Raw genomic sequence first — 11,713 nt, 5'->3', positions numbered from 1 at the left:
CACGGCCATGGCCAGACCGTCAGAGACAGGGATCAGCGCGACCGAGGACGAACACAGGAACGCAATCGCGAACTGGATCGCGCCGACCAGCGCCGAGCCGACACCCGCCATTGCCCGCGCAGCCCCCATAGCGACCGCCATCATATTGGCCGTCAGAAGCCCGACCATGCCCATCACCAGCCATAGGGGCACGACATAGACCCATAAATTCGTGGTGCCCGACAGCATAACCAACCCGAGAGCCAACATCACGATGACAGGCAGACCGCGCCCGATCAGCGCCTCGGGCGAGACCCTGTCGAGCAGCTTCGTGTTGAGATGAGATGACAGCATCAGGGCCGCAGCCACCAGCCCGAAGATCAGCCCGTATTGCATATTACCGAGGCCGAAGCCGGTCTTGAACACCCCTGCCGAGCCCGTGATGAAGGCAAACATCGCCCCCTGGATCAGGGCCGCCGAAAGGGTTGCCACCACAAAGGCCGGTCGCGCGATAAGCGTGCCATAACTGCGGAAGGCCCCGCGAAAGGCCTTGGGCTGGCGTTTCGCGGCTGGCAGGGTCTCGGGCAATGTGATCTGCGCCAGTATCGCCGCAACACAGCCGATCACGATCATCGCGACGAAAATCGCCTGCCAGCCGAGATAGGTATAGAGCACCGAGCCCAGAAACGGCGCCGCAATCGGCCCGACCGTCATCAGCATCACAAGAACCGTCAGCGTCTTGGCCATCTGCCGACCGGTGAAGAGATCGGAGACCATCGCCCGACCGACCACCATCCCCGCACAGGCACCCACCGCCTGAACGAAGCGCAGGCTGTTGAATACCGTAATATCGCGCGTGAACAGAAGCGCCAGCGAGCTCACGGTGAACAGCGCCGCCCCGCAGATCAGCGGCACCTTGCGGCCATATCCCTCGATCAGCGGTCCCATCATCAGCTGCCCCGCGCAAAGCCCCAGAAAGAAGAGCGAGAGAGACATCTCGACCCCGGCCGCAGAGGCGTTCAACACCCCCTCCAGCTCGTGCATCGCCGAGAGATACATATCCGTCGCAAGCGGCGGGAAGATGGTAAGAAGCGCAAGCACGGTGACAAAAACCCAATAGGGGGGATGGCGGTCTGACATGATCTATCCAGTCGTAAGGCGCCACCAACGGGCAATGCGCCAAAGGGAAGGGACCGATTCCAATTGATCGGCGGGCTTGCAACCGATATTAGGAGACTTGGGTCTCGCATCAATACGAAACTCGCGTCTCTTAACCCATGCAGGGCAGCTATGACACAAACGCCTCCCCCCGCCGGACGGCCGCGCAACCGCGATACCGGCCCCGCCCTTCTGGCCGCGGCCCATCATCTCGTCGCCCAGCACGGCTATGAGGCGGTATCGATCTCGCAGATCATCGAAGAGGCAGGCGTCTCCCGCCAGAGCCTCTACCGGCGCTGGCCGACCAAGGCCGATCTCGTCCTTGACAGTTTCCATGCGATGTCGGCCCCCCTGCCCCCGCTCGATCCGCATTGCCCGGGGCGCAAGACGCTGGAGCTGTTCCTGACCCAGATCTTCCACAATCTCGCGGATATGGGCAGCGCCCTGACCGCGCTGATTGCCGCCGCCCAGACGGATCTGCAGTTCCGCGCCCATTTCGTGCAGAGCTTCGTGAAGCCCCGCGAAGAGCTGATGCTCGAGATCCTGCGCCATGCGCGGACCCGCGGGGAAATCGGGGGGGGATGCGACCTGCAGATCCTGTCGGACATGATCCATGGCGCGTTCTGGTATCGGGTGCTCAATGGCGATCCGCTCGACGAGCAGGTCGTCACGCGGTTGGTCGCGACCGTTTTTGCAAGCGCAACCTCTGGCTAGCACCGCGACCCGATCGAACATCGCGGACCTCTTCCACCGGATAGTCCCACCAGAAAGATCCCACCTCAAGCGGACGTGATTTTCCTCCCGCCAGCATTTGCATCATAGGCATCTTACAAATAAGTTATAGTATAACATATCAATGTAAGCCCGAGTTCCGATGCCCCGAAATGCCCCGATAGAATTGCGCATCTCGACCCTGTCGATCAGCGCGGTAAGACGCATGGTCTACGCCGTGATCGTGATCGCCCTCCTCTGGGGTCTGGTCGCTTGGGCCGTCACCCTGCCATGACCACGCCCATCACATTCGACAATGTCACGCTCAGCTATGACCGGCGTCCGGCGGTCCACCACCTGTCTGGCTGTTTCGCGCACGGCAGCAAGACCGCCATCGTCGGCCCCAATGGCGCGGGCAAATCCACCCTGATGAAGGCGCTGATGCGTCAGCGTCTGGGCGTCGAGGGCCGGATCGATTTCGGCGGCCTCAGACCCGATGATTTCGGCTATCTGCCTCAGCTGTCCGAGATCGAGCGCGGCTTCCCGATGACGGTCTCGGATGTGGTGGTCATGGGCGCGTGGCGCCGGATCGGGGCTTTCCGCAGCATCGGGCGCAGCTTCTCGCAAAAGGTGGCCGCGGCGCTCGCGGCGGTCGGCATGAGCGGATTCGAGAGCCGCATGATCTCGTCGCTTTCGGGCGGGCAGATGCAGCGCACGCTTTTTGCGCGGCTGATCGTGCAGGATGCGCAGGTGATCCTGCTCGACGAGCCTTTCACCGCCATCGACGAGGCGACAACCCGCGACCTGCTCGACATCATCGCCCGCTGGCATGGCGAGGGCCGGACGGTGATTGCCGTCCTGCATGACATCCAACAGGTGCGCGCGGCCTTCCCCGAGACGCTTCTGATCGCGCGCAAGATGATCGGCTGGGGCTCAACGCCACAGGTGCTGACCGAGGACAACCTCCGCATCGCCCGTAATACCACCACCGCATGGATGCCCGATGCCGGCCCCTGCGAACCGAAAGATGCCACAAGATGAGCCTCTATTCCGCGGTCCTCCAGCCCTTTGTCGATTATGGCTTCATGCGCCGCGCCCTTGTGGCCTCCATCGCCCTCGGGCTGGGTTCGGGGCCGGTAGGCGTGTTGCTGATGCTGCGCCGGATGAGCCTTGTGGGCGATGCGATGAGCCATGCGGTCCTGCCCGGCGCCGCGATCGGCTTCCTGCTGGCGGGCGGGCTATCGCAGCTCGCGATGGGGGTCGGCGGCGCGGTCGCGGGGCTGAGCGTCGCCGTGCTGGCAGGGCTGGTCACCCGCGGCACCCAGATCAAGGAAGATGCGAGCTTTGCCACCTTCTATCTCACCTCGCTGGCGCTTGGCGTGCTGATCGTCTCGCTCAAAGGCTCCAATATCGACCTTCTCCATGTGCTTTTCGGAACGATCCTGTCGGTCGATGCCAAGGCGCTCTACATGGTGGGCGGGATCACCAGCTTCACGCTGATCGTGCTGACGCTGGTCTATCGCCCGCTGGTGATGGAATGTTTCGACCCGAACTTCCTGCGCTCGGTCGGCGGGCGTGGCAGCCTCTATCATCTGATCTTCCTCTTTCTGCTGGTCATCAACCTCGTGGCGGGCTTTCAGGCACTCGGCACGCTGATGGCCGTGGGGCTGATGATGCTGCCCGCCGCCTGTGCCCAGCTCTGGGCACGCACCCTGCCCGCAATGGTCGCGGTCTCGGCGGCCATCGCCATGGTCTCGGGCTTTCTGGGGCTTCTGGTCTCCTACCATCTGGGCTTTGCCTCCGGCCCCACGATCATCCTCACCGCCAGCTGTTTCTACGCCATCTCCCTTCTGGTCGCGCCGCAAGGCTTTCTGGCCCGAGCCCTTCACCGCCCCCATCTCGCGGGCTAATCAAAGGATAACCGCAATGACACATCTCTTCCGCCCCACGCTTTCGGCGCTGGCCATCACCGTCGCCACTATGGGCACTGCCCATGCAGATACGATCAATGTCGTCGCCAGCTTCTCGGTTCTGGGCGATGTCGTCAAAAACGTGGGCGGCGAACATGTGAATGTGCGCAACCTCGTGCCCGCCAATGGCGACCCCCATGACTACTCCCCCACCCCCGAGGATGCGAAGGCGCTCAAAGCGGCACCGGTGACCTTCCTCAGCGGCGAGGGCCTCGAGACATGGTTCAAACGTCTGGCCAAGGCCTCGGGCACCGACAAGGAGCCGGTCATCGTCTCCGAGGGCATCAAAACCCATATGTTTGATGAGGACGGCAAGCAGGTCACCGACCCCCATGTCTGGAACTCGATCCCCAATGTGATGATCTGGGTCGATAATATCGAGATGGCTCTGGCCAAGGCCGATCCGGCCGATACCGCCGATTTCAAGGCCAATGCCGCGAGATACAAGGACCAGCTGCGTGCGCTGGATGGCAGGATCCGCGAGGAGATCGGCGAGACGCCCACCGGCAAACGCCAGATCCTGACAAGCCATGACGCCTTCGGCTATTTCGGGGAGGCCTATGGCGTGACCTTCCTTGCGCCGCAGGGCGTATCCACCGAGACCGAAGCCTCCGCCGCAGATGTCGCCCGCATGATCGACCAGATCAGGGCGGATGGTGTGAAGACCTATTTCGTCGAGAACTCGAACGACCCGCGTCTGGTCAAACAGATAGCAGAAGCCACCGGCGCGCAGCCGGGCGGCGAGCTTTATCCGGAATCGCTCTCGGGCTCCGATGGTCCGGCGCCAACCTATCTGGATCTGATGCGTTATAATGCGGACCAGATCGCCACGGCGATCTCGCAGAAGTAATCCATCGGGGCGGCGCGCAAGCCGCCCCATTTTCAGAATTTCAGGGCCGCGTCATCCTTCACTTCCTTGATGGCAAAGAAGGTCCGGATCTGGCGCACCCCCGGCAGGGTGATCAGCTCGCGCCCGTGCAGGCGGTTGAAATCGCGCATATCGCCCACGCGGATCTTCATCAGATAATCGAAATCCCCTGCAACGAGGATACAGTCGAGCACCGCAGGCATCTTCTGCACCGCCGCCTCGAATTCGGCAAAACTCTCGGGCGTCGAACGGTCGAGCACCGCGCCCACCATCACCAAGGCCCCGAGCCCCACACAATCGGGCGCGATCCGCGCGCGCACATTCGAGATGACGCCCGTCTCGAACAGCCGCTGCGTCCGCCTGTGGCAGGTGGCGGGCGAGATATTGCACCGCGCCGCCAGCTCCGCATTGCTCAGCCGCCCGTCGGACTGCAACAGCCGCAGGATCGACAGATCGATTCTGTCCAGATCTACTGTGGAAGGATCTTCCAAAATATCACCCTTTATCTTCCTGTTTCACGACAGCAGGAGAATTTTGAGAGAGATCCCGCAAATCTGCAAGCCAAGTTAGAGAGCACCTTTCACAGACTTCTCGCTAGCCTGTCTCCATCACCAAACGGAGACCCAGATGAGCCTACTCGACAAATTCCCCCGTTATCCGCTGACCTTCGGCAAGACCCCCATCGAGCATCTGCCCCGCCTGAGCGAGGCGCTTGGCGGCGGCATCGAGATCTATGCCAAGCGGGAGGATTGCAATTCCGGCCTCGCGATGGGTGGCAACAAGTTGCGCAAGCTGGAATATATTGTCCCCGACGCCATCGCCTCGGGTGCCGATACGCTGGTCTCCATCGGCGGCGTGCAATCGAACCACACCCGCATGGTCGCGGCCACGGCCGCCAAGCTCGGCATGGGCTGTGTCGTGGTGCAGGAGAAATGGGTGCCCCATTATGACGCCGTCTATGACCGCGTCGGCAATATCATGATGACCCGCCTGATGGGCGCCGACTCGCGGCTGGTGGAGGACGGCTTCGATATCGGCATCCGCAAGAGCTGGGAGGATGCGATCCAGTCGGTCAAGGATCGTGGCGGGAAACCCTATGCCATCCCCGCCGGAGCCTCGGTCCATAAATATGGCGCGCTCGGCTATATCGGCTTTGCCGAGGAAGTGGCCGAGCAGGAGAAGGAGCTGGGCTTCACCTTTGACTATATCGTTGTTTGCGTGGTGACCGGCTCGACACAGGCGGGGATGATCGTGGGCTTTGCCGCGCAGGACCGCGCCGACCGGGTGATCGGCATTGATGCCTCGGGCACACCCGAGCAGACCCGCGCGCAGGTGCGCGAGATCGCGGATAATGCCGCAAAGCTCGTGGAACTCGGGCGCGGGATCCGCGAGGACGAGATCGTCATCAACGAGGATTACGCCTATCCCGCCTATGGTGTCCCCTCGGAAGAAACCAACGAGGCGATCCGCCTTGCCGCCCGCACCGAGGCCATGATCACCGATCCGGTCTATGAGGGCAAATCCATGCAAGGCCTGATCGACCTGACGAAAAAGGGCTTCTTCCCCGAAGGCTCGAAGGTTCTCTATGCGCATCTGGGCGGTGCGCCCGCGCTCAACGGCTACAGCTATTACTATCGCGAGGGCTGAGCGCCCAAAGATTGCGCCTTCTGCGCGGCCCGACACCGTTATCGGGCCGCAATAGACATTGCGCAATGGTCAGGGCTAGGATTCGCAGCCGCGCGATTTACATGGGAAGCAACACAAAACCGGACCTGACCATGACCACCACCGAACGCACCGCCTCCCAGAGCCGGTCCTTCTCCCTCGCCCAGTCGGACTTCCCGCTCGCGCCCCTCGCCAGCGGGCAGGCCGATGTCCTGGCGCTCATCGTTGACACCGAAGGCCCATCCTACCGGCCCAAAGGCGCCGGCATGGCGATCACGCCCGAAGGTCGCCGGACGGGGTCGCTCTCCTCGGGCTGCATCGAGGAGGATGTGGTGCTCCATGCCGCCTCGATCCGCGCCAGCGGAACGCCCCGCGTGATCCGTTATGGCCGCGGCTCGCCCTATCCCGATCTGGCCCTGCCCTGCGGCGGCGGGCTCGATATCCTCCTGATGCCGGTCTCCACGCCCGAAGCCCGCGCGCCCTTCATCGCCGCGCAAGCGCAGCTGGCCGCACGCCGCCCCGCCGCACTGCGGCTGCCCCTCCCTGATGCCTCGGGCGAGGTCGCGCTGACCCTCACGCCAGATCTGCGGTTTCTGGTCTTCGGCAAGGGGCCCGAAGCACGGATTTTTGCGGGGCTGACCCATCTGGCAGGCTATCCGACCGAACTCTTCTCGCCCAGCGAAGAAACCATTGGCAAGGCCGAGGGCCATCCCGCGCGCCACCTCGTTTCGGCGCGCTGGCCCGAAGGCCTGCAGACCGACCCCTATACCGCCGTCACGCTCTTTTTCCACGATCACGACTGGGAACCCCCGATCCTTACGCACGCGCTGGCCAGCGACGCCTTCTATATCGGGGCGCAGGGCAGCCTGCGCACCCATGAGGCCCGATGCGCCACGCTGGCCGATGCCGGTGTGCCCCCCGAACAGATCGCGCGGATGGACCGCCCCTTCGGGCTGATCCCTTCGGCGCGCGACGCCCGCACATTGGCGGTCTCGGTTCTGGCCGATGTGCTGGCCGAGGCGCGGATCACATGATCACCGGACTTCTTCTGGCCGCAGGCGCCTCGCGCCGCTTCGGGCCCGAGGACAAGCTTCTGGCCGAGTATCGCGGTATGCCTCTGGTGCTGCATATGGCGCGGGCCTTGCGCCAGTTGACCCGCGACACGATCGCCGTAACCTCCAACGAGAGGGTCGCGGACCTTCTGGCCCCGTCGGGCTACCGGATCATCCGCATTGCCGCAGGCCAGCCTCAATCGGAGAGCCTGAAAGCGGGGCTGGCCGCGCTCGGGACGCCCACCCGCAATATCCTCATCACGCTCGGCGATATGCCCGCCCTCACCCGCAAGGATCTGGAGTGGGTGGCAGAGGGCACAGCCCCCGCCTGTGCCTGCGCGGGTTCGGACGACCCGATCATGCCGCCGGTGCTGATCGCACCGCAGGATATTGCCGCATTGAGGGAGGTGACAGGCGATCAGGGCGCAGGACGCCTGCTGCGCCACCGCCCCGATCTCAGGCGAGTCATTCTGCCTGCCGCGCATCTGCGCGATATCGATTTTCTGGCAGATCTGATGGAATAGGGGCGGCCCTGAGGCCGCCCCTATTCTCGTTTTTTGCTGTCTTTAGCCCTCGAGAGCTTCGAGCCCCGCCACAATCTTGTCGGGCGTGGCTGGCACATCATAGACCCGCACGCCGCAAGCGTTGTGAATGGCGTTCAGGATTGCGGCCCCCGCACCCGAAATCCCCAATTCGCCAATGCCCTTGGTCTGGATCGGGTTGGCCTGATCATCGCGCTCCTCCAAAAAGACCACATCCATCTTCCCCGGAATATCGGCATGGGAGGGGACGTGGTAATTGGCAAGATCGCGCGAGACCAGATGACCGGTGCGCGGATCATGGGAAAGCTCTTCGTTGAGCGCCGTGCCCACGCCCCAGATCATGCCACCCACAGCCTGCGAGCGCGCGGTCTTTTCGTTGAGGATCCGCCCCATACCGAAGACCCCCAGCATCCGCCGCACACGGGTCTCGCCGGTCCAGCGATGCACCGCGACTTCGACAAAATGCGCGCCAAAGCCCGAGGACAGGAACTCTTCCGAGGTCTTGCCGCCCTCGATGGCCCCCTCTGCCGAGATCTCGCTCTCGATCAGCTCGGAAAGTGGTTTCTCCAGATTGCCGCCCCGCGCGATCCCGTCTTTCAGCGTGAGATCCGCCACATCGCAGCCAAGCTTGCCCGCAACCTCCTCGCGCAGTTTCTTGGCCGCGAGGAATACCGCCGAACCCGCCGAATTGGCCCCGAAAGAGCCGCCCGAGCCCGAGGCCCCCGGCAGATCGGTATCACCCAGACGCACCTCGACCTTTTCCATCGGCAGACCCAGCATCTCCGCCGCGATCTGTCCCAGGATCGTGTAGCTACCGGTGCCGATATCGGTCATATCGGTCTCGACCACGGCACCATCCCCGCGCAGGATGACACGCGCTGCCGAGGGCACCAACAGGTTCTTGCGCGCGGCAGAGGCCACGCCCATCCCGATATACCACTCGCCCTCCATCCGCGAACGCGGTGCCTGACGCTTGTCCCAGCCGAACTGCTTGGCCCCCTCACGCAGGCTCTCGGCAAGGGAGCGCGCCGAGTAGGCAAGCCCGTCCACCGGATCGGCATCGGGGATGTTCTTCAGCCGCAACTCCACCGGATCCATGTCCAGCTTCTCGGCCAGCTCGTCAAAGGCCGCCTCGAAAGGCACCATCCCCACAGCCTCGCCCGGTGCGCGCACCGAGCCCGTGGGCGTGCGATGCACCTGCGCCACCGTCTGCAGGAAATGCAGTGTTTCAGCACCATAGAGGAATTGCGACGCCTGCGAGCACGGCTCGGCAAAGCCCTCATCCGACAGGTTCGTCACCAGATCGTCATGACCGATCGCCAACAGCTTGCCCGATTTATCGGCGGCAAAGCGCAGCCGCTGGACGGTCTGGGTCCGGTGCAGCACCGCGTCAAACACGTTCTGGCGCGTCATCACCACCCGCACGGGGCGCCCGAGCTCCTTGGCGGCCAGACAGGCTGCCACGGCCTCCGCGCCCACGCCGAGCTTGGACCCGAACCCGCCGCCCACATAGGGCGAGAGCACCCGCACATATTTCGGGTCGATCCCCAGCGAATCCGCCAGCTCGTTGCGGTTGAAGCGCAGCATCTGCAGCGAACCATGCAGGATCACATGCTCGCCCTTCCACTCGGCCACGGCGGCATGGGGCTCCATCGCGGCCGCCACATGGCCCGCCGTGGTGAAGGTCAGATCGACCGCAACATCCGCCGCCGTCATCACCTTGTCGATCTCGCCCTTGATGACCGCGCCGTCATTGTCGGGCGCATGGCAGGCCTCATCGAGCGGATCGACCGAGACCTCCTCGGCCTCATAGCTGATCTTCAGGTTCAACGCGCCGTCACGGGCCTGCTCGAAGCTCTCGGCCACGACCAACGCTACCGGCTGACCGTAGTAATCGACCCGCGTATCGGGCTGCGAGGGAGCCTCGTCCGCCATGCCCTGCGCGGGGTTGCGCAGGAATTTCGGGCCGTGGAACACGCCCAGAATCCCCGGAAGATGCGCAATCGAACTCTCGTCGATGCCTGTCACCTTCCCCTTGGTGATCGTGGCGCGCACCAAGACCCCATCGACCCGACCGGGCAGTTTGACCTCGGCGGCATAGGTGGCAAGACCCGAAACCTTCAGCGCGCCCTCGCTCCGGTCGAGCGGTTTTCCCAGAACCCCCTGCTGCATCTCGTCGAGAAGGCGGGGTTGGGCTTTGTCCATGCGGAAGACATCATTCATGCGGCAGTCCTCGTTTTATCGGTGCCAGCCGAGGCCGGTGCGAGGCCCGCGGCCTCCCGCAGCACGGCCATCAGGCTGCGTTTGAGAAGGGGAAGTTTGAACTCGGTCTCGGGATGCGGATTGGCATCGCGGCAGAGCGCCTCGGCCACCTTTGCGAAGAGCGCGTCACTTGGCTCCTGCCCCACCAGCATCCCGTCCACGGTGGCGTTCTTCCACGGGCGCACGCCCACACCGCCAAAGGCCAGCGAGGCCTGCGCGATCTTGCCGTTCTCCAGCGTGATCACTGCCGCCACCGACACCAGAGCGAAAGCATAGGATGCGCGGTCGCGCACCTTGCGATAGGCCTGAACCGAGCCCTTGACCGGTTCGGGCAATACCACCGCCGTGATCATCTCGCCCGGCTTGAGCACCGTCTCCACATCCGGTCGATCCCCCGGAAGGGTGTAGAACTCATCCATCGCAACCAGACGCGCGCCATTTTCGCCCGTGACCTCGATCTGTGCCTCGAGCACCCGCATCGCCACGGCCATATCCGACGGATGCGCCGCCATGCAGTCCTCGGAGGTGCCGAAAATCGCCAGCATACGCCCGACACCGCCCTGCGCCGAACAGCCGGTGCCCGCTTCGCGCTTGTTGCAGGCCATCGAGGTATCATAGAAATACGGGCACCGCGTGCGCTGCAGCAGATTGCCGCCCGTGGTGGCCTTATTGCGGATCTGGCCCGAAGCTCCCGCCAGAATGGCGCGAGACAGGACCGGATAAAGCGCGCGGATCTTCGGATCGGCGGCCAGATCGGCATTGGTCACCAGCGCGCCAATCCGCACGCCCCCGTCCTGCGGCTCGACCTTGTCCAGACCTGCCACGCGGGAAATATCCACGAGCGCCTGAGGCACTTCGACCTGAATTTTCATCAGATCCAGCAGGTTGGTCCCACCCGCAATGGCGCGCGCGCCATTGCCCATCGCCCCGATCGCGGCGGCCTGATCTTCGGCACGGCTATAGGTGAACTCCCTCATTTCTTCACCTCCGCCGCCATTGCGATTGCCTCACGAATAAAGGGATAGGCCGAGCACCGGCACAGGTTGCCGCTCATCCGCTCGGCGATCTCGGCGTCGTCGAGGCTGACCTCGCCCGCCAGATCCGGCGACACATGTGACGGCGCCCCCGCCTTGGCCTCTTCCATCATCCCGGTGGCCGACATGATCTGACCGGGCGTGCAATACCCGCACTGATAGCCGTCCTTCTTTACAAAGGCAGCCTGCAGATCGGACAGGTTTTCGGGATTGCCCAGCCCCTCGATCGTGGTCACCTGATCGCCATCATGCATCGCGACCAGCGACAGGCAAGCATTCACCCGACGCCCGTTTACCAGAACCGTGCAGGCTCCGCATTGTCCATGATCGCAGCCCTTTTTGGAGCCGGTCAGCTCCAGATGGTCGCGCAGCGCGTCGAGTAGTGTCAGGCGAGGATCGTGATCCAGCCTGTGGGTCGTTCCGTTGACCTTCAATTCGGTATGCATGGTGACTCCCGTGGGGGTTGGATAAG

General features: G+C 63.7%; 13 protein-coding genes (1 of these 13 only partly in view). 8 read left to right on the top strand and 5 right to left on the bottom strand.

Features of this window, described 5'->3' with window-relative positions; all coding sequences use genetic code 11:
- Window positions 1-1,119, bottom strand: the 5' portion of a protein-coding gene (locus ABEB22_RS18265; RefSeq protein ID WP_349295224.1) for a multidrug effflux MFS transporter. The gene continues 114 nt to the left of window position 1, outside the view; 1,119 of the gene's 1,233 nt are visible here — the first part of the coding sequence; the start codon lies at window positions 1,117-1,119; its stop codon lies off the left edge, out of view.
- A 150-nt stretch (window positions 1,120-1,269) separates the two neighbouring features.
- On the opposite strand from ABEB22_RS18265, the gene ABEB22_RS18260 reads away from it, so the two are divergent.
- From ABEB22_RS18260 to ABEB22_RS18240, 5 genes are all read left to right on the top strand, one after another.
- Window positions 1,270-1,851 carry a TetR/AcrR family transcriptional regulator gene (locus ABEB22_RS18260; RefSeq protein ID WP_349295223.1) on the top strand — a complete coding sequence of 194 codons (582 nt, stop codon included), beginning with the start codon at window positions 1,270-1,272 and terminating at the stop codon, window positions 1,849-1,851.
- A 160-nt stretch (window positions 1,852-2,011) separates the two neighbouring features.
- The gene (locus ABEB22_RS18255) at window positions 2,012-2,143 is read left to right on the top strand and encodes a hypothetical protein (protein ID WP_406871209.1); all 132 of its coding nucleotides are present in this window, start codon (window positions 2,012-2,014) and stop codon (window positions 2,141-2,143) included.
- On the top strand, window positions 2,140-2,889 hold the full coding sequence (locus tag ABEB22_RS18250; protein WP_349295222.1) for an ABC transporter ATP-binding protein: 750 nt from the start codon (window positions 2,140-2,142) through the stop codon (window positions 2,887-2,889). The genes ABEB22_RS18255 and ABEB22_RS18250 overlap by 4 nt, the downstream gene beginning before the upstream one ends.
- Entirely contained in the window at window positions 2,886-3,758 is an 873-nt protein-coding gene (locus ABEB22_RS18245) for a metal ABC transporter permease (RefSeq protein ID WP_339115351.1), read from the top strand. The genes ABEB22_RS18250 and ABEB22_RS18245 overlap by 4 nt, the downstream gene beginning before the upstream one ends.
- 16 nt (window positions 3,759-3,774) lie before the next feature.
- A complete protein-coding gene (locus ABEB22_RS18240) occupies window positions 3,775-4,668 on the top strand; it encodes a metal ABC transporter substrate-binding protein (protein WP_406871208.1) in 894 nt (297 codons plus the stop codon).
- A gap of 32 nt (window positions 4,669-4,700) precedes the next feature.
- Here ABEB22_RS18240 and ABEB22_RS18235 read toward each other — a convergent pair whose 3' ends face one another.
- Complete coding sequence (locus ABEB22_RS18235) at window positions 4,701-5,177, bottom strand: Lrp/AsnC ligand binding domain-containing protein (RefSeq protein ID WP_339115349.1); 477 nt, start codon at window positions 5,175-5,177, stop codon at window positions 4,701-4,703.
- 136 nt (window positions 5,178-5,313) lie between these two features.
- On the opposite strand from ABEB22_RS18235, the gene ABEB22_RS18230 reads away from it, so the two are divergent.
- The 3 genes from ABEB22_RS18230 (at window position 5,314) to ABEB22_RS18220 (ending at window position 7,927) form a co-directional block, all read left to right on the top strand.
- Entirely contained in the window at window positions 5,314-6,333 is a 1,020-nt protein-coding gene (locus ABEB22_RS18230) for a 1-aminocyclopropane-1-carboxylate deaminase (RefSeq protein WP_339115348.1), read from the top strand.
- A gap of 131 nt (window positions 6,334-6,464) precedes the next feature.
- Entirely contained in the window at window positions 6,465-7,385 is a 921-nt protein-coding gene (locus ABEB22_RS18225) for an XdhC family protein (protein ID WP_349295221.1), read from the top strand.
- Complete coding sequence (locus ABEB22_RS18220) at window positions 7,382-7,927, top strand: nucleotidyltransferase family protein (protein WP_349295220.1); 546 nt, start codon at window positions 7,382-7,384, stop codon at window positions 7,925-7,927. Before ABEB22_RS18225 ends, ABEB22_RS18220 begins: the two co-directional genes overlap by 4 nt.
- 42 nt (window positions 7,928-7,969) lie before the next feature.
- Here ABEB22_RS18220 and ABEB22_RS18215 read toward each other — a convergent pair whose 3' ends face one another.
- From ABEB22_RS18215 to ABEB22_RS18205, 3 genes are read right to left on the bottom strand one after another with little or no spacing between them, the layout of a single operon-like run.
- Window positions 7,970-10,168 (bottom strand): xanthine dehydrogenase family protein molybdopterin-binding subunit, encoded by a 2,199-nt coding sequence (locus ABEB22_RS18215; RefSeq protein WP_349295219.1) that lies wholly within the window; start codon window positions 10,166-10,168, stop codon window positions 7,970-7,972.
- Window positions 10,165-11,184: a xanthine dehydrogenase family protein subunit M gene (locus ABEB22_RS18210; RefSeq protein ID WP_349295218.1), complete on the bottom strand. Its 1,020-nt coding sequence runs from the start codon at window positions 11,182-11,184 to the stop codon at window positions 10,165-10,167. Before ABEB22_RS18210 ends, ABEB22_RS18215 begins: the two co-directional genes overlap by 4 nt.
- Window positions 11,181-11,687, bottom strand: a complete 507-nt coding sequence (locus ABEB22_RS18205) for a 2Fe-2S iron-sulfur cluster-binding protein (RefSeq protein WP_339115343.1) — start codon at window positions 11,685-11,687, stop codon at window positions 11,181-11,183. Before ABEB22_RS18205 ends, ABEB22_RS18210 begins: the two co-directional genes overlap by 4 nt.
- Window positions 11,688-11,713 lie beyond the last annotated feature (26 nt).

Origin of the sequence: Thioclava sp. 'Guangxiensis', assembly GCF_045348365.1 — a bacterium.
Lineage (GTDB): Bacteria > Pseudomonadota > Alphaproteobacteria > Rhodobacterales > Rhodobacteraceae > Thioclava > Thioclava kandeliae.
This window is presented reverse-complemented; position numbering and strand designations above follow the sequence as displayed.